The sequence below is a fragment of the Anaerobacillus sp. CMMVII genome (assembly GCF_025377685.1).
Taxonomy (GTDB): Bacteria; Bacillota; Bacilli; order Bacillales; family Anaerobacillaceae; genus Anaerobacillus.
In genome coordinates, this window is record NZ_JACEHK010000015.1 from 193,886 (window position 1) to 218,123 (window position 24,238).

Sequence of the window (24,238 nt, forward strand, 5' to 3'; positions counted from 1 at the left end):
AATGACAACTAACATGAGGAGCCTATATTTTGGGTTCCTCTTCCTTTTGTAACTATTGCATCATTTTTTTGAAAGGGGAATGAAAATGGTTTCTAACAAATTAAAAATTTTATTTGAGCGATTTCGGTTTATGTGGATTGCTGTTCTTTTTCTGTGGGTAAAAACTTACGTACTTTATAAAGTGGGCTTCAGAATACAGAGTGATAACATCCTTCAAGAATTCCTGTTATTCATTAACCCGCTTAGTTCTGCAGTCTTAATTTTAGGGTTGTCTATCTTTTTTAGAGAAAAATTAAAGAATTTAATGGTCATCATTTTTAGCTTTATTGCGACTATTGTTCTTTATGGTAATCTTATATACTATCGGTTTTTTGCTGACTTCTTAACCTGGCCAGTATTATTTCAAACGAGTAATGCAAAAGACTTACAGGGAAGTGCCTTTGAGCTTGCAAGTTTCTTTGACCTATTTTTATTGCTTGATATTTTTATATTAATTGTTTTATTAGTCAAGAATAGGGTCCCAAGATTAGTGCCGATCCAATGTGAAAAAATAATTATTCTTGCACTAGCGTCACTTATTTTTATAGTTAACTTAGCAATTGCGCAAATCGAGCGCCCACAATTATTAACACGTGGTTTTGACCGAGAAATGCTGGTTAAAATATCGGAACCTTAAATTACCATATATATGATGCTTATATTCAATCCAAAGCAAAAAGTCAACGAGTTTTTGCAAGTAGTTCAGATATTTTAGAGGTAAAAACTACACGATGTCTAACTACAAAAAACCAGATGCTGATATGTTCGGAATTGCTGAGGACAAAAATATTATTTTAATATCGTTAGAATCTTTACAAAGCTTTGTTATTAATAAAAAGGTAGATGGTGAAGAAATTACACCGTTCTTGAACAATTTAATTAACGATAGCTATTACTTTGAAAATTTTTATCATCAAACATCTCAAGGAAAGACTTCCGATTCTGAGTTTTTAGTTGCAAACTCTTTATATGGGAAGGATAGTGGTGCTGTCTTTTTTACACACGCTGGGAATGTATACAATGCTCTTCCAGAAATGTTAAAAAGTGAAGGGTACTTTACTTCGGTCATGCACGCAAATAATAAAAGCTTTTGGAACCGAGATCTAATGTACGATTCACTTGGATATGACTATTTTTTCGATATCGAATCTTATGACGTGAATGAAGAAAATTCAATCGGTTGGGGATTAAAGGATGTTGACTTTTTTGAGCAATCAATCGCTCACTTAAAATCACAGCCAGAACCGTTTTATACGAAATTGATTACGTTGACAAATCATTTTCCTTTTGAACTTTCAGAGGAAGACCAGTTGATCAATGAATTAGAAACAAATAGCCGTACATTAAATCGATATGTAACGACCGTTCGCTATATGGATTTGCGCTTGAAATCTTTTTTGAGCATTAAAAGCAGAGGGATTATACGAAATTCAATCTTTATTATCTATGGGGATCATTATGGCATTTCAGAATTGCATAATAAGGCTTTAAGTACCTTTCTAGACAAAGAAGAAATAACCCCTTTTGATAATGTTCAATTACAACGGGTCCCGATGTATATTCATATTCCCGGACATGAAGAAAGCCAAACCTTACAAACTGTATCTGGTCAAATTGATGTTAAACCTACTATTTTGCACATGTTAGGGATTAAGGCTAGAGACGACATCCAATTTGGTACGGATCTTTTCTCACCAGATCGTAAATCATTTGTTTTACTAAGAGATGGAAGCTTTGTAACGGATAGTCTTGTTTTTACGAAGGATAAATGCTATCAGAAAAACACTGGAGAAGAAGTTGAGGTCACATCATGTGAGCCGTATTTTCAGAAAGTGAAATTAGATTTACAGTTTTCTGACAAGATTATTTATGGTGATTTGTTACGCTTTGAGACTGAGGAACAAAAATAGTCTTACAAGAGCAAAAAAAGAGGGAAGCTTTGAGTAACACCCAGCTTCCCTCTTCTTTTATTTTCACACTGACCACGCAGCCTTTGAAAATTTTCTTGTTTAAACTTTGGTTCGGTGATTTCGACGATCACTTTTTGGATTCGGCGATTGCGAACATCTTCAATGTAAATTTGAAGGTTTCCAAAGACCATTGTTTCACCCTTTTTAGGAAGATATCCTATAGTTTCTGAGACCCAGCCACCTAACGTATTAGAGGTAGTTTCAATGTCAGTAATATTTAGAGCTTCACAAAATGTTTCAATGGGTGTCCGTCCATTTAAACGAATTTTATTCTCGCTTATCGTTTCAACAAACACTTCGTTCTCATCATTTTCATCCCAGATCTCACCGACAATCTCCTCGATAATGTCCTCGATCGAAATAATTCCTGAGGTTCCACCGTATTCATCAAGGACAATAGCTAGATGAACCTTACTTTTCTGTAACTCTCTTAATAAATTTGATATTTTAACAGACGAAATAACAAAATACGGCTTCCGCAAAATGACTGATAAGTCAAATGTTTGATGATTTACATACTGTTCAAAAAAATCTCTGTGAGAGATAATACCAATGATATTATCAATAGTGCCCTCATAAACTGGCATTCTCGAATATTTCTCTTGGATAAAAATATCTTTTATTTCCTCTATCGTCGAATCGACAGCAACAGCGATGACATCAGGTCTTGGTGTTAAAATGTCTTTTACAACGATATCGTCAAATTCAATTGCATTATGAAGTAATTCTTTTTCTTGAGTAAGAAATGTCCCTTCCTCTTCACCAATTTCAACCATAGCTTTTACGTCTTCGTCAGTAACGGTTGGTTCTTCGTTATTTGATCCAATCATTTTTGCTACACCAACTCTTAATTTAACGAAAAGCCAAGTAATAGGGTAAAAGATTTTCATGACGATACCTAAAGAAGCAGATATAGTCAGTAAATACTTTTCAGCAAATTGTTTTGCTAAAGATTTAGGGAGAATTTCCCCAAAGATTAAAACTAAGATCGTTATGACTAACGTTGTAATAAATAGCGTACTACCATTATTGCCATACATGTCTGTAGCAACCTTCGTAGCAATCGTCGCCATTGCAATGTTTACAATGTTATTTCCAATTAGAATAGTAGATAAGCTTTGATCAAAGTTTTCTGTCATCTTTAACGAACGTGTGGCTCTTACGTTATTGCTTTCGGCGTAATTTCGCAACCTCACCTTATTAGCACTAGTAATCGCCGTTTCCGATGCTGAAAAATAACCTGATAATATTAATAATGCCCCTAATAGAAATATCGAGTCATAGGGTATACTGTCCAAAATTTCATCACTCTCCAAAAATGTAGTTATTATAAATATACTCCATAAATTGATGTCATATCAACAAATATAAAAATAATCATATAAAGTGTGAATACTTCATCGGTCTATAGGATACAATCAAAAAAATTTGTAGACTCTAAGTAAAAATTTTTGAATATTTTCTCTTCAAGGTGTGGTAATATATTTTCAATATAAAATATATTTAGGTTTACTAAGGAAATGAATTCCAGTGACTGAAAAGCGGGGAAGTACCATGTGGAAAAATAGAAACGTGTGGATATTATTATGTGGTGAATTGATTGCAGGTATTGGTTTATGGACTGGTATCATAGGAAATCTAGAGTTTTTACAGCAGCATGTCCCTTCTGATTTCCTAAAATCACTGATTTTATTTACGGGATTGTTAGCAGGGGTGGCTGTTGGTCCACTTGCCGGAAGAATGATAGATTCTTATAGTAAAAAGAAAGTGATGATTTACGCAAGTTTTGGTAGAATGCTAAGCGTTTTGTTTATGTTTTTAGCAATTGAGTTTGGTTCTGTTTGGTGGATGATTTGTTTTATGATTGCAATCCAATTGTCCGCTGCATTTTATTTCCCAGCATTACAAGCATTAATTCCGATAGTTGTGGAGGAAAAAGATCTATTACAAATGAACGGCGCTCATATGAATATGACAACCATCTCTAGAATTATTGGTACAGCATTAGCGGGAGTAATGCTTGTATTCGTAAGTTTATATTCTTTATATCTAGCATCATTTGTCGCTTATGGTTTCTTACTACTTACGACATTTTTATTATCTGTAGAAGAGGATAAGCAGCTTACCTCTGCTGAGAAGAAAGATAAGAAAGCAGTTAGCTTTAAAGAAGTGATTCCTGTATTAAGAGGTCTTCCGATTGCGATGACAGCATTAATATTGACTATCATCCCAATGCTATTCTTAGGTGGTTTTAACTTAATGGTTATAGCTATCAGTGAATTACAGCAAGATCCAACTATTAAAGGCTTGATTTACACTGTAGAAGGTACGTTCTTTATGCTTGGAGCATTCTTAGTGAAGCGAATAGCTGATAAAGTCAATCCAACCATATTAATGTTTGTCATAACTGGAGTGGTAGCGCTCATTCATCTTTCACTTTACTTTGCAGATATTAAATTACTAGCACTTACTTCATTTGGATTATTTGGTTTAGCTATAGGTTTTTTCTTTCCAATTACCGCTACCATATTTCAAACAAAGGTTCCAAAGGAATTTCATGGTCGTTTCTTCTCGTTTAGAAGTATGCTTGACCGAGTCATGTTTCAGGTTGTTTTATTAGCAACTGGTCTTTTTCTTGATACGTTAGGGTTCCGAAATATGGTTTTAGTATTTGGAACTGTTTCACTAGTACTTGTTACGTTTTTTGCGATCAAACATTATAAAGCTCCGCTTCGAGAAGTAGTTGAACAGGAGCAAAAAGTAAATTCCGTGTGAGTTAAAAGGTCGTCTCTTAATAGAGACGGCTTTTTTTATAAGATAAGAATGTATAAAATTTCAACGTAATAACTGTCTAGCTCCAGAAACATCAATGAAGTTACTTCATTGCAGGTTTTGCGACGAGTAAACGTAGTGACGCAGGAGCAGCGCCCAGCCCCTCGAGGTCAAATAACCTTGTTCATTTAATGCTGCCTCTGTGGTCCAGTAGGTCCTCGAGGCAAAGCTTCATGTAGTAACTCTAGAAGTAACACACGTTGTGAACGAGGTCAGTAGCTTTTGTCGGGGCTCCCAGGGCGTTTGCGCTTTTCTTGTCTATAAAATTATTTTCGATAGTTTTTTACCTAACTTTATGATCCTTAACAAAATGCGACTCAGTCTAACGAAACTAAACAAAACTAAACAAAACTTAACGAAACTGATTGTTTTTTCTTTAGGTTTACGGTATCGTAGGATTAGAGTGATTTACCAAGTTTCTAGGGCGCTGCTGGTACTAGTTGAGTAAGTATCGGCCCTAAGAAAAGAGGGATGGAAGATGTTTGACGACACGTACACACCAGATGAAATTGCAAAGATGTTTAAAATCTCAAAGCATACAGTCTATGAATTAATCAAAAGAGGCGAGTTACACGCTTTTAAGATTGGTAACAAGATGAGGATTAATTCTGAAGAAGTTGAACGTTTTAAAAATAGTAGCAGAGACAACGCTGGAGCTTCTCAACCGTCATTAGGTTCAACAACGATTCGGTTGACAGGTAGTCATGACTTTATCGTTGAGCAATTAACTAAATTTATAAGTAAGGAGTCAAGTCTTCAAATCCACCCTACCTATATAGGGAGTCTTGATGGCTTGATGATGATATATCGCGGTCAGGCAGATGTTGCTGCCATTCATCTCTTAGATCCTAACACTAAAGAGTATAATCTTCCGTTCATTAAACAGCTTTTTGTTCATGAAAAAATTTCCGTTATTCGCTTGGTGTCTAGGGAACAAGGATTTATCGTGGCTAGAGGCAATCCAAAGAATATTACGTCTTTTGGTGATTTAACACGTAAAGATGTAACATTTATTAACAGACAAAAAGGTTCGGGAACGAGATTTCTGTTAGACGTGTTTTTGTCAAAGCATGAGATTGCCCCTAAAACAGTAAGCGGCTATGTAAATGAAGAGTGGAATCATTTAGCTACTGCTTCCCATATTAGTAGAGGTAGTGCAGATGTAGGTTTTGGGATTCGATCAGCAGCTGAACACTTAGGATTAGATTTTATTGCCGTGACAGAAGAGAAATTTGACCTTGTATTTCGGTGGACACAGGAAAATGAAGAAGAACTCAAGCGCCTGTATGAGATTATTTGTTCAGATCAATTTAAATCTAGCATTTCAAAAATACCTGGATACAATATTAAAGAACTAGGGCAATTAATCTATAAAAAATTGTAGGGTGATATTATGAAAAAAACATTTAAACTAGGTGTTTATTTCTTATTAATTTATGTTCTAGCCGCTTGTACAAGTAGTAATACTCAAGAAATTGAAACGCAATCTACAGAGATTATTTTGGCAACGACGACTAGTACACAAGATAGTGGACTATTAGACGTCCTTATACCAATGTTCGAAAAACAGCACAACATCAAAGTAAAGACAATCGCTGTTGGGACAGGCCAGGCTTTAGCGATGGGAGAAAAGGGTGAGGCGGATGTGCTACTGACACATGCACCTTCCTCCGAGGAAAAATTAGTACAAAATCAAGATGTGATCTATAGGAAAAGGGTAATGTATAATGATTTTATTCTGATTGGACCAGCTGCTGATCCAGCTGGGATTAATGGGAGAGATGTAAAGACTGCTTTGACAAAAATATTCGAAACGAGGTCAACCTTCGTATCACGTGGTGATGACTCTGGTACACACAAAATGGAACTTAATCTTTGGGATGTAGCCGAACTAGAACCAGGAACTCAAAGCTGGTATATAGAAACGGGGCAAGGAATGGGAAGTACGCTCCAGCTTAGTGCTGAAAAAGACGGTTACCTTCTAACAGACCGAGCTACGTATTTAGCACATGCTAAAAACATGGAGCACATGGCCGTACTTGTTGAAGGTGATCAAAAATTATTAAATATTTATCATGTGATGCAAGTCAATCAGGATAAGTATTCTTTTGTAAATGGTGAAGCAGGGAAATTATTTGTAGAGTTTATGGTAAGCGAAGAAGCTCAAACAATTATTAAAAATTTCGGTGTCGAACAATATGGACAACCTTTGTTTTTCCAGTTTACAGAATAACTAAACGTTAAGTGAGTGGTTTCAATGGATCTTTTTATCGAAGGAATTATCAAAGCATTCGAAATGATTATCACAGGTGATCGGGAGATCTATGAAATCACCTTTACAACATTAAAGGTATCGTTAACGGCGATTATGGTAAGTACAGTTGTTGGCATTCCTTTAGGTGTGTTATTAGGTCTGCGAGTTTTCCCTGGGAAGAAAATTGTCCTTGTTTTTGTGAATATCGGTATGGGGTTACCACCTGTTGTCGCGGGTCTTTATATTACAATGCTACTTTGGCGGTCTGGGCCATTAGGTCATTTAGGGCTGTTATATACAACACAAGCGATTATTCTAGCGCAAATTCTAGTTTCCTTACCTATTATTATAGGTTTGACATCTTCGGCCTTTCAGCAGATTGATAGTAAAATGCTTCTGCAAATTAAAGCACTAGGAGCAACCAAATTTCAAAGACTTGGACTACTTCTAAGAGAAACAAAGCTAGCAATCTTTGCAGCGATCATGGCTGGTTTAGGACGAGTTCTAGCAGAGGTTGGGCGGCAATGATGGTCGGTGGTAATATTAAAGGTGATACGAGGATCTTAACCACTTCTATGGTTATGGAAGTGTCAAAAGGGAACTTTGATGTGGCGATTGCTCTTTCGTTTATTTTGATGACCTTAGCCTTTACGATTACATTCATATTAACGTCACTACAGCAAAGGAAGCATCATGTATGATGGGAAAAATATTACAATTAAAGAATGTTAAAGTAATAGCGAATAAACAGACATTATTAGATATTGCTGATTTTTCACTAGATCAAGGTGATGTTGTTGGGGTTATTGGGCCAAATGGTGCTGGAAAAAGTACGTTATTAAAAGTCCTTTCGTACTTACAAGCCCCTACAGAAGGCGAAGTTATGTATAAAGGTGAAGCAAAGCATTCTGATCATCTTGATTTAGCGCTACGGAGAAGGTTTGCTGTAGCACTTCAACAATCCCTTCTCTTTGATACTACTGTTTACGATAATGTTGCAATAGGTTTAAAGTTAAGAAAGGTGAATAAAAAAGTCATTAGTGAGCAGGTAAGTTACTGGTTAGAAAAATTTCAAATCTCCCATCTTGCGAAAAAAAATGCGAAATCATTATCAGGTGGGGAAGCACAACGTGTTAATCTTGCTAGAGCTTTAATATTGGACCCTGAAGTTTTGTTTCTTGATGAACCTTTTTCAGCCCTTGATTTTCCGACCAAGGCGCAGCTAATTAAAGACTTTAACGAAATCTTAAAAGACACTAATACAACAACTCTATTTGTTAGTCATGATTTACTAGAGATCAGACACTTGACGAAAAGCTTAGCTGTTATCATTGATGGCAAATTGCAGCAGTCTGGAAGTACAAAAGCAGTGATTGAGCATCCAAATGAAGCTGCTGCTCCGTTTTTAAATAAATGGAAAGAACTTTATACTTTTTAGAAAGTAGCCAAGCAGATGCTTGGCTTTTCACGCTTTGCGTAAAACTTTAGTGCATAAATAGTAAGTTAAAAGTAAATAATGCTCCAAAAATCCAAGTAAGTATAGCTACCGTACCAATCGCAAAGGATATAATTGCAGTTTTTTTCTTGTTTTTTATGGCACTAAAAAATCCGATTGTGGCACAAATAGCAGCAATAGTCCAACAAACTAGTGCAAGAATGACGATAATCATGTTTTTCTCCCTTTACATGCGTTTTTATTTATCATGGCATATTTCTTTTAAGAATGCACGTAACTTACACAACTAAGGAAAGAGGCTTTCTTTAAAGGAAACAATAAGTCCTTTAATAAGAATAGCCTCTATTTTTTATTGCTGACTTTGTTTGAGTAGTTCATCTAATTTTTTTCTTCTTCGTTTTTCCTTCTGTTTTTCTTCTCTCACTTCTTCATTCAAAGCTTTAACAATTGAAAATATCATGAAAACCATTATAATCGCAAAAGGAAAAGCAGCAACGATTGATGCAGTTTGTAAACCATTTAGCCCGCCACTCCACAAAAGTACGGCAGCAATTGAGGACTGTAGGACGCCCCAAGTTAACTTAGTAGAGTTAGCTGGATTTAAGACACCTTTTGAAGTGATCATCCCAAGAACAAAGGTAGCCGAATCTGCTGAAGTGACAAAAAAAGTTATAATTAGGAATGTAGCGAGCAGAGCAAGGACCGTTCCAAGAGGAAAGTGCTCTAGAGTAATAAATAAAGCTGTAGTAACATCCTGACTGACAGCTTCAGAAATACCGCCACCTTGAAACATATCGATAAAGATCGCTGATCCACCAAAAGCAGCAAACCAGAGGGCACCGAAAATAGACGGTACGAGTAAAACGCCAAGTACAAATTCCTTAATTGTTCTACCTCTAGAAACACGAGCGATAAACGTTCCGACAAATGGAGCCCAAGCAATCCACCATGCCCAGTAAAATAGGGTCCAAGCACCAATCCAAGTACCTTGAGAAAAAGGTGTCATTCGAAAACTCATTGGAATAATATTACCTAGATAGCCACCAATAGTTGTTGTAAAAGCCTCAAGGATAAAAGAAGAAGGCCCCATAACTAAAACAAAAAGTAGTAATCCGAGTGCAAGTCCTAAATTTAAATTACTTAAATAACGAATGCCCCGATTAAGTCCTGTGGTAGAAGAAATCATATATAAAACGGTAACAACTAAAATAATGATAATTTGGATCGTGATATTGTTTGGAATTCCAAAGATATAGGACAAGCCCCCATTAATTTGTAATGTTCCAAGTCCTAAAGAAGTTGCCACACCAGAAACGGTTGCAATAGCAGCTAATGTATCAATCCCTTTTCCAATTGCACCGTCAACATGATCACCAATAAGAGGGCGAAAAGTCGAACTGATTAGCCCTGATTCTCCTTTTCGATACTGTGAATAGGCAAGCGCTAAGGCGATAATGGTATAAATAGCCCATGGGTGTAGTCCCCAGTGGAAAAATGAATACCTAAGTGCATAACGGGCAGCATCTGGTGACAGTCCCTCAGCAAGACCTAAGGGCGGCGTAATATAATGATAAATAGGTTCAGCCACACCCCAGAACACTAAACCAATTCCCATACCAGCTGAAAATAACATGGCAAACCATGAAAAAAATGAATACTCTGGTTCTTCATCATCTTCTCCAAGTTTAATTTTTCCGTAAGGCCCAAAGGCTAAATAGAAGGCAAATGCCAGAAAGAAAAACGTCGCCATTAGATAAAACCACCCAAAGGCATTAGTTGTAAATTCAAGTGCATTAGTAGCTTGGAGTTCTAAGTGTTCCGGAAAGATAAATCCCCATAAAACAAAAAGAGTTGTGATTGTTACTGATATGTAAAATACCGATCCTAGATTTCGTTCTTTCATGATGAAATCATCCTTTTTATAAAAAAATAAGTACAATTTTCCTTATTATGATTTAAATCATGTATTTCATGCAGGCATTCTTATATTGCTTCCTAGAAAGAAATCAGTCTTTAGATGGAGGTGATTTCCTTCGATTGACTGTTATCTAAATGTGATTATTTGGATAAAATTGAAGTGAGAAAGGGAACAATAAATTTGTTCCATTACTAAGGAGGTAATTAGTTATGGTATTTCACTTTTTATTTTTTACAATAAAAATTACAAAGCGTAACTTTTCAGGGGAACAACTTACTCGTGCCCGAGAAGCTGAATTGTTAGAGCAAAAGTTTGAGGAAACGAAGCAACGCTTTTTATATACGCAAAGGTTACTATAATTTAAGAATATTTTGGCTGTCTCATGAAGAGGCAGCCTTATTTCGTTGTAGCAACATTAAATCACTTGGTATGTATTAAAATAATATGTGCAACAATGGTACTATTCAATTTCACTATCAGGTTTAAAGAAGTGCACAATCAAAAAGACGTTATCAAAAAATCTTTTAAAGTAAATTCTACTAGGAGTGACCATGGAACATATCCTACTATTTCTTATAAAACTTTTGAAAAAGCTGTCCTACCTTGGAATTGTTTTGGCATTGTCTTGTGAAGTAGTTCCTGCAGAAATTGTCTTACCCTTAGCAGGATTTTGGGTTTATGAGGGTGAGATGCTATTCTGGTTAGCTGTTTTAGCTGGAACTCTTGGGGGAACGTTAGGTCCTTTGTTACTATATCTAATTGGCCGATTTGGTGGGCGACCGTTTTTATTAAGATACGGAAAGTATCTATTTATTAAAAATAAGCAAATTCAAAAAGTTGAAGATTTTTTTGGGAAATACGGTGGTGGTGTTGCCTTTTTGGAAGGTTCATTCCTGGAGTAAGGACACTGGTACCGGTACCTTGTGGATGGCAAAAATGAATATAGGACTATTTATTTTCTATACTTTTTTGCAATGCTTCCTATTACATATCTTTATGTTTGGCTAGGAGTTAAATTAGGCCCAAGATGGAAGGATGTTGGTCTGTTAGTTAACGACTTCCTTGTTGAGATACTGTTAATTTTCTTAATGCTTTTCGCTATTTTCATGGGCATGAAACATTTATATAGGACAGTAATGTTCATGGTGGCGCGTCTCTACTTCATCAAAAAGGCGAAGAGTTGAGTGTTCTTGAAAAGTCTACAAAAAATGTAGCTGCAAAGGAATCAATCGCTAAGTACGCTGCGTCACTTATTCGTGACAATGATTGTATTTACCTAGATGCTGGAACGACAGCGTTTCTGATGATACCTCATATACAGGCAAAAGATATAAAAGTGGTTACTAATGGCCTAACACATCTAGAGGGATTACTTGAACAAAACATAGATACTTATCTGACTGGTGGGAAGATTAAACCGATTACTAGGGCTTTGATTGGCCCAGGGGCGATTGAAGGACTAGAACAATATCGTTTTGATAAATGTTTCATTGGCGTAAATGGTATTCATAGTCAGTATGGGTTTACAACACCGGACCCTGAAGAAGCAACTGTAAAAAGCGAGCAATGAATTTGTCACAAGAATGTTTTATTTTAGGCGATCATTCTAAATTTAATGAAGTTACTTTTTCGAAAATATCAGAGCTAAGGCTAGCAACAATCATTACAGATGAATCTGATCAAGAAATACTAGCCGAGTATGAACAGAAAACAACAATAAAGGTAGTGACAACATGATCTATACTTGCACATTAAATCCATCTATCGATTATTTAGTTGAAGTTGATGATGTAAAGCTTGGCTCATTAAATCGAGCTTCTAAAACAGCGTATTATCCTGGGGGTAAAGGGATTAATGTTTCCCGTGTCTTAAAGCGACTTGGAGAAGAGAGTACTGCTTTGGGTTATATTGGGGGCTTTACTGGTGCTTTTATCTGTGATGTTCTAACACAAGCGGGCATTTCACATGATTTTATTGAGGTAGATGAGCCAACAAGAATAAATGTCAAATTAAAGTCAGGGGTAGAAACAGAAATTAATGGACTTGGAACTCTAATTTCAAAAGAGGCTGAGCTTCAACTATTTGAAAAAATTGCGAACCTGAGCAATGAAGATTTCCTGGTTTTAGCGGGGAGCCTCCCGCCAGCTGTTTCACCTGACTTTTATCGTTCTGTTGCAAAGCTTTGCTTTGAAAAAAATATCCGTTTTATTGCAGATACCTCTGGTGAAGCACTTGAAGGAATATTACAATACGAGCCTTTTTTAGTGAAACCAAATGAACATGAACTAGGAGAACTCTTTGAGGTCGAAATTACTAGTATTGAGGATGCTATTTTTTATGGTAAAAGGTTACTAGAAAAAGGACCGAAAAACGTCATTGTTTCCTTAGGGAGCAAAGGAGCCATCCTACTAAATGATAGAGTTGTAGCTTTTGCAAACGTACCAAAGGGAGAGCTTAGAAACTCTGTTGGAGCAGGGGATTCTTTGGTTGCAGGATTTGTTGCAGCTTACGAAACACAACGTGATTATCTTGAAGCATTTAAGTATGGAATTGCATGTGGTAGCGCTACGGCTTTTTCATTGGATTTGTGCGAAAAGCCTACTGTTCAAAAGCTTTTACCAGAAATAAAAATTGAAATAGTAAGTTAAGGGGGAAACAACATGAAAATTACAGATTTGTTAACAAAAGACACGATTGAATTAAACCTTCATGAGACAACTAAGGAAGCGGTTATTGATGAACTAATTCGCAAACTAGACTCTTCTGGTAAACTAGTAGATTCAAAGAAGTTTAAAGAAGCAATTTTAGCTCGGGAAGCGCAAAGCACAACTGGAATTGGCGAAGGGATTGCTATTCCACATGCAAAGACTAGTGCGGTGAAAACACCGGCGATTGTTTTTGGGCGTTCTAAAGCAGGCGTTAATTATGAAGCACTCGATGGTCAACCAAGTCACTTATTCTTTATGATTGCAGCTAGTGAAGGAGCAAACAATGCTCATCTTCAAACTTTATCAAGATTATCTTCATTTTTAATGGATTTAAACTTTCGTAAAAGACTAGAAACAGCAACATCTATTAATGAAGTGCTAGAGGCAATAAATCAAAAGGAAGCTGAAGTGGTTGAAGAAGAAAAACCAGCTACTAATAATGGCTTAATTTTAGCAGTCACAGGATGCCCAACTGGGATTGCTCATACGTTTATGGCGGCTGATGCGTTAAAAAACAAAGCAAAGGAATTGGGTTTCACTATAAAGGTAGAAACGAATGGATCTGCTGGAGTAGAAAATCAACTAACAGCTGCTGAAATTAACGAGGCTGTTGCAATCATTGTTGCAGCTGATACAGCGGTAGAAATGGACCGTTTTGATGGGAAGCATGTTGTTCAGGTGCCAGTTGCCCGGGCAATTAAATCACCTCAAGAGCTGATTGAGAAAGCTAGTAAGCAAGATGCTCCTCTATACAGCGGAACGGGTCAAAAACAAGAAACCGGTGAAAAGGGAAGAAACGGCTTTTACAAGCACATTATGAATGGTGTATCAAACATGCTTCCTTTCGTAGTTGGAGGCGGTATTTTAATCGCTATTTCATTTATTTTTGGGATCCAGGCCTTTGATCCGGAACATGAAACTTATCATCCAATTGCTGAGGCACTAATGACGATCGGTGGCGGAAATGCCTTCGGGTTAATGATCCCAGTATTAGCTGGTTTATTGCGATGAGTATCGCAAATCGCCCAGGTTTTGCTCCTGGTATGGTCGGTGGTTTATTAGCTGCTAGTGGTGGTGCTGGATTTTTAGGTGGTCTAATTGCTGGTTTCTTAGCTGGTTATTTAGTCTTAGGATTACGAAAAGTGTTTAGTGGCCTACCAAAATCATTAGAAGGTATTAAACCTGTATTGCTTTATCCAGTGTTTGGTATTTTAATTACAGGACTAATTATGCTCTTTATCGTCATTGAACCAGTTGTAGCATTAAATACGGCTCTAGAAAACTGGTTAGGAAATATGGGTACAGGAAACCTTGTTTTACTTGGATTATTACTAGGTGGAATGATGGCTGTGGATATGGGTGGACCAATTAACAAAGCTGCATTTACATTTGGGATTGCAATGATCGATGCAGGAAATTTAGCGCCTCACGCTGCAGTTATGGCGGGTGGTATGGTTCCACCACTAGGAATTGCCCTAGCAACAACATTCTTTAAAAAGAAATTTACTAAGGCTGAAAAAGATGCAGGGAAAACAAATTATATTATGGGAATGTCGTTTATTACAGAAGGAGCTATTCCGTTTGCAGCAGCAGATCCAGGTCGTGTTATCCCTTCAGTTATCGTAGGTTCTGCGGTTGCAGGTGCATTGACAATGATGTTCGGAATTGGCTTACCTGCTCCTCACGGTGGATTTTTCGTTATTCCTTTAGTAAATGGTAATCCGTTCATGTATCTTGTTGCCATATTAGTTGGAGCTGCTATCACAGCATTAATGCTAGGCTTTTGGAAAAAGGATGCAGTAGAATAATAATGATAATAGGCTGTTTTCGTTAACTTTGTTGCTTTTAGGTCGTCTTTTAAGAATAAATAAGCTTTTTGGGACAAATATATTTGTCCCAATGGCTTATTTATTCTCAAAAGCTTCACGCAAAGCGTGAAGAACCAAGCATTCGCTTGGTTACGAGCTAAAAGCTAATGGCAAAAATCTTTTAGAAAAGAGCGTAATAATAATAATAATAATAATAATAATAATAATAGTGGCACGCTGTTAACTTAACAGCGTGTCATTTTTTGTAGGAATTTTCTAAGATTAATAGTTGATGAATTTCTTCATTCATTATTTTCGCTATTAAGTTTGATTAAGGTTTGACTCAGTTGTAAACGCAAAAGTTTATTTTAATAATTAGCTTTTAGTTCTTAACCAAGAGAATACTTGGTTAAGAACTAAAAGCAACAAAGTTTACAAAAACAGCCTTATGAGTAAAAAATTTTGAGAAAGAAAAAGCTAAGAATACAAACAAGTGCATAAAGTGAACTATGAAACATAGATGAAGATGGGGGAAGTAGAATGAGCTACATCTTTTTGCTTGTAGGGTTCGGTCTATTAATCAAAGGCGCAGATTTTTTTGTTACTGGTTCGTCAAACATTGCAAGCTTGCTTCGGGTTCCACCAATACTGATTGGGTTAACAATTGTTGCCTTTGGAACGAGTTCTCCTGAAGCAACAGTCAGCATCTTAGCTGCTCTAGAGGGAAGTGGTGGAATTTCATTAGGAAATGTCATCGGTAGTAATATTTTTAATATTACGTTAGTGATTGGTCTGACCGCTTATTTAAATCCGTTAAAAGTCGAGAGTGAAACAATTAGGAAAGAAATCCCGTTTGCCTTGTTAGCGAGTGTTGTACTCTTAGTTTTAATAAGTGATACCATGCTCCAAACATTAAGTTTAAACTTATTAACCCGTGCTGATGGCTTTATCTTTTTATTATTCTTTACTGTTTTTATGTACTATATTTTTGAAGTGGTTCGTACAAGTCGTGATAAACTTATTGCTGAAAAAACGATCGTGAATGAAAAGTGGGGAAAAAATATTCTACTTACGCTCCTAGGACTTGGAGCTATTATTTTCGGTGGAGATCTTGTTGTTAAAAATAGCACGGAAATTGCTTATACATTTGGTATGAGTGAGACATTAGTAGGCTTAACAATCGTTGCAATTGGTACATCTTTGCCTGAATTAGTAACCTCAATAACAGCAGCGATAAAAAAACAAAGTGAAATTGCACTTGGAAATATCATCGGCAGTAATATTTTCAATATTTTATTTGTGCTCGGAACGTCATCTGTAATCTCGCCATTAGCCGTTAGTGAGAACATACACTTTGATGTTATGCTGATGATCATTTTAACAATTGTTTTATTGGTTTTCTCAAGAACGAAGTACAGAGTTGGAAAATTTGAAGGAGTATTCTTAGCTTTGGCCTACGTTTTATATTTAGCGTACATCATTCTTCGAAATTAATAATGGCTCTTTACTAAACATTGTAGCTTTTGGACAGTAATTCATATTTTTGCGTTTAAAAATCTTTCAATGCTAGAAAAGACGCCCGAGCCCTTGAAAAATCTTGTCATTACGAGCAATTTTAAAGCAACAATCTTCGAGAAATATCCTTAATAAATAAGTAAACTTCCCTCTAATTGGGTACGATAAGAAAAAACTAGGGAGGATTTACAGATGAGGAATGTATTAGAAAAAGGATTAGCGCTAGGTTTAGGATTAGCGGTGAAAAGTAAGGAACAAATTGAGGCTATTGTTGATGAACTGGTAAAAAAAGGTGACATTAAAAAGGAAGAATCTAATGAGCTCGTATCAGAGTTGGTTAAAAAAGGTGAACAAGCAAAAAATCAAGTTGACGAAATGATTAAGGAACGTATGAAGATTATCTTCCAAGAGCTAAACCTAGTCACAAAAGAAGATCTACAATATTTAGAAAATCGTATTAGAGAATTAGAGCAAAAACAAGTGTAACGGATAGGGTGTGGTCTCAATTTTCAGAAAAAGAATTAGGCATCTACAACGCTATCAAGAGATTGTAGCCGCATTTACCCGTAACGGTTTCGGATTTATTATGAAGGAACTAGGTCTCCTTGAACTATTAAGCATGCCGAAGCGGCTATTTATTGAAGGGAAAGAGATCAATAGAAAATCTGTTGGCGAACGTTTCAGGAGGTTTTTCGAGGAATTGGGCCCAACCTTTATTAAAATTGGCCAAATAGCCAGTACTCGTTCTGACTTAATTCCTGTAGACATCATTTCAGAATTAGAAAAATTGCAAGATAATGTACCACCATTTTCATATCAGGAAGTGCAACAGGTGTTTTTAACTGAATTTGGAGTTGGGGTTGAAGAGATGTTTTCCTTTTTTCAGGAACGTCCGTTAGCCGCAGCATCAATCGGTCAGGTTCATTTTGCAGTCTTGAAAACAGGTGAGCGCGTTGCCGTGAAAATTCAACGACCAAATATCCGTAAGGTTATTGAAACTGATTTAGAAATTTTACAGGACATTGCAATTTTAGCGGAAAGGCGTTTAGATTGGGCTGCCAAATACCAACTTCGGGATGTTGTAGAAGAGTTTGCAAAGTCATTGCGGGCTGAAGTAGATTATTCTATTGAAGGACGTAATGCTGAGAAAATTGCAAAACAATTTCAAGATGACGATAAGATTTACATTCCTACCGTCTATTGGGAGTATTCAAGTTCAAAAATTTTGACGATGGAGTTTGTTGAAGGAACTAAACTAAACGATCTATCGAAGCTAGAGGGAAAAGGTTTTAACCGGAAAATAATTGCTGAACGAATTGCTCATGCAATGTTTCAGCAAATATTGGTTGATGGATTCTTCCATGGAGACCCCCATCCGGGAAATTTACTTGTGTCCTCTGGAAACAAAGTGATCTTTATGGACTTTGGAATGGTTGGGCGACTTAGTTCGCTGATGCGAGATCATTTCGCATCCTTCATTATTGCAATGATGCTTCAAAATACAGATGGAGTTGTAAAATCGGTAATAAAAATGGGACTTATACCAGAAGAAGCAAATCTGACTTTGCTCAGAGCGGACGTTGATCTACTTCGTGAAAAGTATTATGATGTCCCTTTCAGTCAATTGAGTTTAGGTGAGGCGGTAACTGATTTATTTTCTGTGGCCACAAAACATGGGATACGTATCCCTACGGATTTAACTTTGGTAGGAAAGTCTTTGTTGACGATGGAGGGAATTGTTGAAAAACTAGATCCCGATTTAAGCATTGTGAAAATAGCTGAGCCATTTGGTCGCCATTTGTTAAAAGAAAGATACCAACCCAAAAATGTAGCTGCGAGGCTTTGGGGTAACATGGTTGAATACGGAGAGATAGTTGCTGATTTTCCTAAAAGCATTAAAGAGTTTTCTTCAATTATGAAACAAGGCAAAATGCGAGTTGAAATTTCTCTTTCTGACTTTGACCGCTTGCTAACAAGAGTCGAACGGGTCAGTAATCGACTTTCCTTCAGTATTGTCCTGTTATCTTTTAGTATTATTATGGTTGGATTAATCATTGGCTCATCATTAACCGGACATACAACGACCTTAATTTGGCGCTTGCCAACCGTAGAAATTGGCTTCGCAGTCGCCTTGGTAATGTTCATCTGGCTATTTTATGCGATCTTTAAATCAGGTAAATTCTAATAGCCAATAACAGGGTGCCTCTGCGTGAGGCACCCTGTTATTGTATCTAAACCATTTGTCCGTGTGGTATGGAAAATTTATAGAAATTGTCTTTTTTGGGTGTCTGACACCGCTAACAGTGTAGATACCACTAATATTAATTAAACTTTCAGAACTTTGACGGTTTTTTCTATAGCATATCATGTACAATTTATGATAAAGGAACATAAATAATGAATAGGAAGTGTTCCAATTTAATAGAATGACTACCGTTTGTTGCTGACAGAAAATATATAGATAGGTTTACTAGTATAGAGATTTTTAAGGGGCCTTGCGATGGATAGAGAAGCAATTTATCAGAGAAAAATAGCAGAGTTAGAAAAACGTGAGCAAGAGTTATTAGAACAACTTCAAAAGAGAGAAACCTTTTATGAAAAAATTCTTGATGAAATACCCATGAATATCTTTGTTGAGGACAAAGAAGGTAGGACTATTTTTGCTAATAAACAAGCGTGTGAGTGTAATGGAAAAACGAGAGCAGAGTTAGTTGGACAAACTGTTTTTGATTTCTTTCCAAGGACTATTGCTGAAAACCAACGAAAAGAGGATCTCAAAGTATGGAAAACGAGAAGCCTCTTAACAAAAGAAGTAATAGTTCATTTTAAAGGCGAAGAGGTCCATATGTATACTGGGAAGACGATTATTGAACTTGAGGATGGTTTAAAGGAAGAATATTTACTAGGATTTGGCTTAGATATAAGTGCTAGAAAAATAGCTGAACAGAAAATAGAACATATGGCATATCATGACGCATTAACAGGTTTACCAAATCGCTGGTTTATTCAAAGGTATCTAGAAGAGTTCCTCACTGAAAACAAAACTCTTGCCGTATTTATTCTTGACCTTGATCATTTTAAAACTGTGAATGATAGCATGGGACACCAAGCCGGGGATGAACTACTAAAGGAGGTTTCCAAAAGGTTGAGATCAATGTTCCCTGAAGAATATATTATTGCAAGATGGGGAGGCGATGAATTTATCTTACTAGCTCCTAATTTAGAAAACGAGAATGAGATTATTACTATAAGTGAAGAAATCATCCATATGATGTCTATACCATTTAGTTATGCTGATCAACAGTTTCTTGTAACAACGAGTATTGGCATTAGCCTTTACCCATTCCATGGTCCAGATATTGTTACATTGTTAAAAAATGCCGATCGTGGCTTATATACTTCTAAAAACAATGGGAGAAATGGTTATGAAATAGTAGTATAAAAGAAACACTACTTCTTATTATGAGTATATTTCAGCATAGTGAAAGCTCTGTCGCTTCGTCGAAAAGTGCCAGAGTCTTTTTAAAAATAAGGAAGCAAAACCTTTTTTAGTACTGATTTCTAGTTCCAGCCAGGCAACGGCTTGAATTCGCTTCTTAGCTGCCTTGCGACGAGCAAATGTTTTTCATGTGACGAGTAATCGCAGGAGCAAAGGTAGTAGTGGTGCAATAGCAGCTGTTAAGCCCCTCGAGGTTCAACTAACCTTGTTCACTTAACGATGCCACTGTGGTCAGTAGCTTTTTTCGGGGCTTAAATGGAAAAAGCACTGCACTTTTTCCTAGGTGCTTGCGCTTTATAAGTTTAATGTCATTTTACGGAAAAAAGCCATCCTGTTCCTCTATTGAAAAATAATAACGCATTTCTTGAACGGCTTCCTGTAAATGACTAGGAGCAGTGTTGGATTGTGCTAGGCGTTCTAATTCATCATAGCAAGAATGTAATAAATTTTCAGGCGTTTGAAGGTTAATTGCTAGTTCAGTGGCAGGTCTAGAGACGACCTTATCTGTTAACTGTTCTACATCTTCTTCCTGTAAGGTTTCTAACTTCTCTTTTGCTTGTAGTAAGTTAGTTTTAACATCTTCTGACATTTGACCTGTATAATTTTCTAGCTGTTCTATTATATGAAGCATTCTCGCTTTTCTAGAAATTGTCACGTTTTCTCACCCTTTCATAAAAGTGGATAGTCATGGTGTTAGTATTCTACATTGATTGGAAATTATGACTAATCTGGAGAAAGAACACTTTCTAGAAGGTTAATTTGAGTATTTTTAATCTTATACAAAAAGTAACTTTAGTAAAAGGTACTACCACTGTATACTAATAATTAGCGTAAATCTTTTTAAATGATATTGGGTGGGAGTGGATAACCCTATGGAGGAAATAAGTTTTGACCTTGTTGGGAAAGTATTAGAGGAAGATATTGTTTCAGACCTTAATATTTTGTTATTAAAAAAAGGTTCGGTATTAACAGAGACCAATATTCTATTGTTAAAGAAACATAACTATAAAAAAGTAAATGTTTCGGAAGATGTTTCTTTTAGTGGCATCTATTTAAAGTTTGTTCAGCAAATTGAACAGCTCTTTACTGAGATAAACGAATTAAAGGATATTGATATTACAGAATGGTTTGAAGAAAATCAGCGTATTATTAGTGAAGTTCAACCAGTAGCAAGCTTTATTGATCAATTGTATCAAATGAAAACGGAACACACGTTACCTAGGCATAGCGCAAATGTAGGCTTACTTGCTTTTTACATAGGAAAACTATTGAGATACTCAATGAAAAATAAGATAATTCTTTGGCAAATGGGAGTTGTCCACGATATTGGTAAAGTGAAAGTACCAAGCAAGATGATAACCCACCCTGAAATTGGTTGGTCAATGTTAAAGGAAGTAAAAGGTGTTAATGCTCAGATGCTCAATGCCGCAAGACAGCATCATGAATGTATCGATGGCTCAGGGTACCCTAAGGGTGTTAATATAAAATATTTATCAGTCATGGTACAAATCATCTCAGTTGCAAATACAATTAATAATTTCCTTGTGAAAAATGAGAACATCTTTTCTTTAATAAACTACCTTATCGATGAAACGAAGAAAAACAAATTAAATCCAGCCATCATTATCCCTTTTGTCCGGCACATACTTGGAAATTCTGTTGGAAAACATGTGATGTTAAATGACAAAACAGTGGCTGAAATTGTATTTATTCATGAAAATGAACCATCACAACCATTGGTTCACATAAAAAATACTGATGTTTACGTTGATTTAAGAAAAGATCATCTACTAGAAATCATCGCGTTTGCCTAGGAAAGTAAAAAAGATGAGCATTGTGCCTCATCTTTTTTTTGGTTCATAATTTAGCTCACTAAATAATTCATTAAGTTCGGATTTGGTCAAATCTCGCCACTGTCCTTTTCCAAGTCCATCTAAATGAATGTTCATAATTCTAATACGTTGCAGCCTACGAACTTGGTAACCTAGAGCAGAGCACATGCGGCGAATTTGTCTATTTAACCCTTGGGTTAAAACAATTCGAAAAACCTGATTAGAGATTTTTGTTACTTTGCAAGGGAGTGTCTTAGTATCCAAAATTTCTACGCCTTCAGCCATCTTTTTTAGGAATGATGAAGTAATGGGCTTATCGACGGTAACGATATATTCCTTCTCATGCTTATTTTCGACTCGTAAAATCTCGTTTACAATATCGCCATCATTTGTTAGAAGAATTAACCCCTCAGATTCCTTATCAAGTCGACCAATATGAAAAATCCGCAATGGATGATTGACAAAATCTACAATATTTCCTTTCACATGTCTTTCTGTTGTACTTGTTATGCCAACAGGTTTATTCAGTGCGATATAGACATTCTCTGTCTCCACCTGCACTGGCTTATTATCAACGCGAACATCATCACCAGGAGAAACTTTACTTCCTAATTCAGCAACGACTCCGTTAATGGTTACTCGTTTATCTGCAACCCACTTGTCAGCTTCTCTCCTAGAAGTAATTCCAGATTCGCTTATATACTTATTTATCCGCAAAGAAAACACACCTTTAAGTTTATTGTTACTATTTAATTTAACTTAATTAGCTACCTAGATACAAGTGGCGTTACCATTTTTTCAGGAACAAAAGCCTCAAACTTGATATTTTAGAGGGAATATGGATTTGTATAATGCCAGATTAATGTTTTGGGAAACATAAAAGTAGAAACTACTGCGGAGGTAATAAAATGAAAGTAGCGATTATGGGCGCAGGTCTATCAGGTTTGACTTGTGCAATAATGTTGGAAAGACATGGTATTAAGCCAACTATTTTCGAGTCGAGAACCCAAGTAGGTGATCGGTTCATTAATGGTGAGGCGTTTTTATCGTTACTAACGAGACCGATTAACGATTCCTTTCAATATTTATCAGATGAATATCAATTGTATCTAAGACCCACTGGTTCCATAAATCAAATTATCATAAACTCTGAAAACGAACAGGCTAGCATTAAAGAACATGTCGGGTTTGTCAACATCAGAGGGCGTCATAAGCTTTCACTAGAAGCTCAACTTGCAGAACAGGTCAAATCAGACATTCTTTTTAACTCTAAACATTCCTATGAAGAGCTGTTACAAGAATATAGCCATGTCATTATGGCAACGGGTGATGCCGAGTACGCAATGAAACTTCAAAATTTTCGAGAAGACCTCTCAGTTAGTCTAAAAGGAGCGACGATAGAAGGGAATTTTGATCGTTTTTCAGTACTAGTTTGGCTTGACAATACAATGGCTCCTAAAGGCTATGGATATTTACTTCCTTTTTCAGACACTGAGGCTAACATCGTCATTGCCCATCCAGATTTGCAGGAAGGTCAGGAAGAGTTGGTTACTAAATTCTGGGAGCGTTTTTACGATCGAGTTTGTAGTGAATTAGGTCAAACGTTAAGAATTACAGATCAGTTTCAAATACATAACTATAAACTTGGGATCTGTAAATCAGCAAGAATAGGAAATACATTTTTTACTGGGAATTGTTTTGGGTCGGCGATGCCGTTTCTAGGTTTCGGTCAATTTGCAGCCATTCTTACTGGAATTTATGCAGCTTACGATCTTTGTGGATACGGAAAGTATGAAGACTATACTAAGATCCTTAAGAAAAGCTATGATTATTCATTAACATTACGTCGTGGGATGGAGCACCTGACGAACCAAAATTTTGATTTTATTGTAAAGCACTTAAACGGTTATGTTGGTGATAAACTATTCCGGCCAAGTAAACATAATCCTTTGAAAACACTAAGTTACTTAGTAAGACCTTTTATAAAAAAGGAAAGATAAATCTATTTCTAGCAAGTAGAATGACTATTGCAAAGCCGTTGATAAATAATAAGGCCCACCAAGTAAAATTGGTAGGCTTTTGTTAAAAGATAAGAAAGCATATGCGTTTTTAGTACTTGGTGTCTAGCTTCAGGCGCCATCTGCTCCTGCGGTTACTCGTCGCAAAAAAACATCTGCTCCTGCGGTTACTCGTCGCAAAGGTGCAGAGAAGGTTGACTCATGGAAGTTCTTGGCTCGAGGTCAAATAACCTGCCAGATATAAAAGTGAAAAGCGCACTTTTAATCTGACAGAACATTTGCTTGTCGCCGATAGGCGGGCGCCTTGCGCTTTTGTTATAAGATAAGAATGGATAAAATTTCAACGTATTAACTGTCTAGCTCCACCGCCCAGCCCCTCGAGGTCAAAT

19 protein-coding genes and 4 pseudogenes are annotated in these 24,238 nt (G+C 36.4%); 18 read left to right on the forward strand and 5 right to left on the reverse strand.

Going from position 1 to position 24,238, the window contains the following annotated elements; all coding sequences use genetic code 11:
* Window positions 1-85 precede the first annotated feature (85 nt).
* Window positions 86-1,949, forward strand: a pseudogene (locus H1D32_RS18210) (LTA synthase family protein).
* A 2-nt stretch (window positions 1,950-1,951) separates the two neighbouring features.
* Here the strand turns inward: H1D32_RS18210 and H1D32_RS18215 are convergent.
* Window positions 1,952-3,307, reverse strand: coding sequence for a hemolysin family protein (locus tag H1D32_RS18215; protein ID WP_261179671.1), 1,356 nt, complete (start codon window positions 3,305-3,307; stop codon window positions 1,952-1,954).
* 256 nt (window positions 3,308-3,563) lie between these two features.
* On the opposite strand from H1D32_RS18215, the gene H1D32_RS18220 reads away from it, so the two are divergent.
* The 6 genes from H1D32_RS18220 (at window position 3,564) to H1D32_RS18240 (ending at window position 8,533) form a co-directional block, all read left to right on the forward strand.
* Window positions 3,564-4,784: an MFS transporter gene (locus H1D32_RS18220; RefSeq protein WP_261179672.1), complete on the forward strand. Its 1,221-nt coding sequence runs from the start codon at window positions 3,564-3,566 to the stop codon at window positions 4,782-4,784.
* A 535-nt stretch (window positions 4,785-5,319) separates the two neighbouring features.
* Window positions 5,320-6,225, forward strand: a complete 906-nt coding sequence (locus H1D32_RS18225) for a helix-turn-helix transcriptional regulator (protein ID WP_261179673.1) — start codon at window positions 5,320-5,322, stop codon at window positions 6,223-6,225.
* 9 nt (window positions 6,226-6,234) lie between these two features.
* Window positions 6,235-7,074: an ABC transporter substrate-binding protein gene (locus H1D32_RS18230; protein WP_261179674.1), complete on the forward strand. Its 840-nt coding sequence runs from the start codon at window positions 6,235-6,237 to the stop codon at window positions 7,072-7,074.
* A 24-nt stretch (window positions 7,075-7,098) separates the two neighbouring features.
* Window positions 7,099-7,623, forward strand: a complete 525-nt coding sequence (locus H1D32_RS18235) for an ABC transporter permease (RefSeq protein ID WP_314733449.1) — start codon at window positions 7,099-7,101, stop codon at window positions 7,621-7,623.
* Window positions 7,620-7,796, forward strand: a complete 177-nt coding sequence (locus H1D32_RS25100; RefSeq protein WP_314733450.1) for a hypothetical protein — start codon at window positions 7,620-7,622, stop codon at window positions 7,794-7,796. The genes H1D32_RS18235 and H1D32_RS25100 overlap by 4 nt, the downstream gene beginning before the upstream one ends.
* Entirely contained in the window at window positions 7,793-8,533 is a 741-nt protein-coding gene (locus H1D32_RS18240) for an ABC transporter ATP-binding protein (protein ID WP_261179675.1), read from the forward strand. The genes H1D32_RS25100 and H1D32_RS18240 overlap by 4 nt, the downstream gene beginning before the upstream one ends.
* A 46-nt stretch (window positions 8,534-8,579) precedes the next feature.
* On the opposite strand, the gene H1D32_RS18245 is transcribed toward H1D32_RS18240, so the two are convergent.
* Both H1D32_RS18245 and H1D32_RS18250 read right to left on the reverse strand, forming a co-directional pair.
* The gene (locus H1D32_RS18245) at window positions 8,580-8,765 is read right to left on the reverse strand and encodes a hypothetical protein (RefSeq protein ID WP_261179676.1); all 186 of its coding nucleotides are present in this window, start codon (window positions 8,763-8,765) and stop codon (window positions 8,580-8,582) included.
* 135 nt (window positions 8,766-8,900) lie between these two features.
* Window positions 8,901-10,454 carry a glycine betaine uptake BCCT transporter gene (locus H1D32_RS18250; RefSeq protein WP_261179677.1) on the reverse strand — a complete coding sequence of 518 codons (1,554 nt, stop codon included), beginning with the start codon at window positions 10,452-10,454 and terminating at the stop codon, window positions 8,901-8,903.
* A gap of 224 nt (window positions 10,455-10,678) precedes the next feature.
* On the opposite strand from H1D32_RS18250, the gene H1D32_RS18255 reads away from it, so the two are divergent.
* The 9 genes and pseudogenes from H1D32_RS18255 to H1D32_RS18295 all read left to right on the forward strand — a co-directional run bounded on the left by H1D32_RS18255 (window position 10,679) and on the right by H1D32_RS18295 (window position 19,942).
* Complete coding sequence (locus H1D32_RS18255; RefSeq protein ID WP_261179678.1) at window positions 10,679-10,828, forward strand: YrzI family small protein; 150 nt, start codon at window positions 10,679-10,681, stop codon at window positions 10,826-10,828.
* Between the two features lie 192 nt (window positions 10,829-11,020).
* A pseudogene (locus H1D32_RS18260) lies at window positions 11,021-11,501 on the forward strand (DedA family protein); the annotation flags it as partial.
* A gap of 106 nt (window positions 11,502-11,607) precedes the next feature.
* Window positions 11,608-12,206: pseudogene (locus H1D32_RS18265) on the forward strand (DeoR/GlpR family DNA-binding transcription regulator); the annotation flags it as partial.
* Complete coding sequence (gene pfkB, locus H1D32_RS18270) at window positions 12,203-13,117, forward strand: 1-phosphofructokinase (protein WP_261179679.1); 915 nt, start codon at window positions 12,203-12,205, stop codon at window positions 13,115-13,117. The pseudogene H1D32_RS18265 and the gene pfkB, both read left to right, overlap by 4 nt.
* Window positions 13,118-13,129: 12 nt before the next feature.
* Window positions 13,130-14,985: pseudogene (locus H1D32_RS18275) on the forward strand (PTS fructose transporter subunit IIABC).
* A 540-nt stretch (window positions 14,986-15,525) separates the two neighbouring features.
* Window positions 15,526-16,479: a calcium/sodium antiporter gene (locus tag H1D32_RS18280; RefSeq protein WP_261179680.1), complete on the forward strand. Its 954-nt coding sequence runs from the start codon at window positions 15,526-15,528 to the stop codon at window positions 16,477-16,479.
* A gap of 213 nt (window positions 16,480-16,692) precedes the next feature.
* Window positions 16,693-16,986, forward strand: coding sequence for a phasin family protein (locus H1D32_RS18285; protein ID WP_261179681.1), 294 nt, complete (start codon window positions 16,693-16,695; stop codon window positions 16,984-16,986).
* A gap of 19 nt (window positions 16,987-17,005) precedes the next feature.
* Entirely contained in the window at window positions 17,006-18,685 is a 1,680-nt protein-coding gene (locus H1D32_RS18290) for an ABC1 kinase family protein (RefSeq protein WP_261180003.1), read from the forward strand.
* Between the two features lie 315 nt (window positions 18,686-19,000).
* Window positions 19,001-19,942, forward strand: a complete 942-nt coding sequence (locus tag H1D32_RS18295; RefSeq protein ID WP_261179682.1) for a GGDEF domain-containing protein — start codon at window positions 19,001-19,003, stop codon at window positions 19,940-19,942.
* 370 nt (window positions 19,943-20,312) lie between these two features.
* Here the strand turns inward: H1D32_RS18295 and H1D32_RS18300 are convergent, their stop codons facing one another.
* Window positions 20,313-20,654: a hypothetical protein gene (locus H1D32_RS18300; RefSeq protein WP_261179683.1), complete on the reverse strand. Its 342-nt coding sequence runs from the start codon at window positions 20,652-20,654 to the stop codon at window positions 20,313-20,315.
* 217 nt (window positions 20,655-20,871) lie between these two features.
* Between H1D32_RS18300 and H1D32_RS18305 the strand changes: the two genes are divergently transcribed.
* Window positions 20,872-21,813, forward strand: a complete 942-nt coding sequence (locus tag H1D32_RS18305; RefSeq protein WP_261179684.1) for an HD-GYP domain-containing protein — start codon at window positions 20,872-20,874, stop codon at window positions 21,811-21,813.
* Between the two features lie 27 nt (window positions 21,814-21,840).
* Here the strand turns inward: H1D32_RS18305 and rluF are convergent, their stop codons facing one another.
* Window positions 21,841-22,548, reverse strand: a complete 708-nt coding sequence (rluF, locus tag H1D32_RS18310) for a 23S rRNA pseudouridine(2604) synthase RluF (protein ID WP_261179685.1) — start codon at window positions 22,546-22,548, stop codon at window positions 21,841-21,843.
* A gap of 191 nt (window positions 22,549-22,739) precedes the next feature.
* On the opposite strand from rluF, the gene H1D32_RS18315 reads away from it, so the two are divergent.
* Window positions 22,740-23,831: an NAD(P)/FAD-dependent oxidoreductase gene (locus H1D32_RS18315; protein WP_261179686.1), complete on the forward strand. Its 1,092-nt coding sequence runs from the start codon at window positions 22,740-22,742 to the stop codon at window positions 23,829-23,831.
* Window positions 23,832-24,238: the final 407 nt, after the last annotated feature.

What these genes read in the sequence shown, in the direction of transcription:
- H1D32_RS18220 (WP_261179672.1), top strand. Translation starts at nt 3,564, where the DNA reads ATGTGGAAAAATAGAAACGTGTGGATATTATTATGTGGTGAATTGATT.
- H1D32_RS18225 (WP_261179673.1), top strand. Translation starts at nt 5,320, where the DNA reads ATGTTTGACGACACGTACACACCAGATGAAATTGCAAAGATGTTTAAA.
- H1D32_RS18230 (WP_261179674.1), top strand. Translation starts at nt 6,235, where the DNA reads ATGAAAAAAACATTTAAACTAGGTGTTTATTTCTTATTAATTTATGTT.
- H1D32_RS18235 (WP_314733449.1), top strand. Translation starts at nt 7,099, where the DNA reads ATGGATCTTTTTATCGAAGGAATTATCAAAGCATTCGAAATGATTATC.
- H1D32_RS25100 (WP_314733450.1), top strand. Translation starts at nt 7,620, where the DNA reads ATGATGGTCGGTGGTAATATTAAAGGTGATACGAGGATCTTAACCACT.
- H1D32_RS18240 (WP_261179675.1), top strand. Translation starts at nt 7,793, where the DNA reads ATGATGGGAAAAATATTACAATTAAAGAATGTTAAAGTAATAGCGAAT.
- H1D32_RS18245 (WP_261179676.1), bottom strand. Translation starts at nt 8,765, where the DNA reads ATGATTATCGTCATTCTTGCACTAGTTTGTTGGACTATTGCTGCTATT.
- H1D32_RS18250 (WP_261179677.1), bottom strand. Translation starts at nt 10,454, where the DNA reads ATGAAAGAACGAAATCTAGGATCGGTATTTTACATATCAGTAACAATC.
- H1D32_RS18255 (WP_261179678.1), top strand. Translation starts at nt 10,679, where the DNA reads ATGGTATTTCACTTTTTATTTTTTACAATAAAAATTACAAAGCGTAAC.
- pfkB (WP_261179679.1), top strand. Translation starts at nt 12,203, where the DNA reads ATGATCTATACTTGCACATTAAATCCATCTATCGATTATTTAGTTGAA.
- H1D32_RS18280 (WP_261179680.1), top strand. Translation starts at nt 15,526, where the DNA reads ATGAGCTACATCTTTTTGCTTGTAGGGTTCGGTCTATTAATCAAAGGC.
- H1D32_RS18285 (WP_261179681.1), top strand. Translation starts at nt 16,693, where the DNA reads ATGAGGAATGTATTAGAAAAAGGATTAGCGCTAGGTTTAGGATTAGCG.
- H1D32_RS18295 (WP_261179682.1), top strand. Translation starts at nt 19,001, where the DNA reads ATGGATAGAGAAGCAATTTATCAGAGAAAAATAGCAGAGTTAGAAAAA.
- H1D32_RS18305 (WP_261179684.1), top strand. Translation starts at nt 20,872, where the DNA reads ATGGAGGAAATAAGTTTTGACCTTGTTGGGAAAGTATTAGAGGAAGAT.
- H1D32_RS18315 (WP_261179686.1), top strand. Translation starts at nt 22,740, where the DNA reads ATGAAAGTAGCGATTATGGGCGCAGGTCTATCAGGTTTGACTTGTGCA.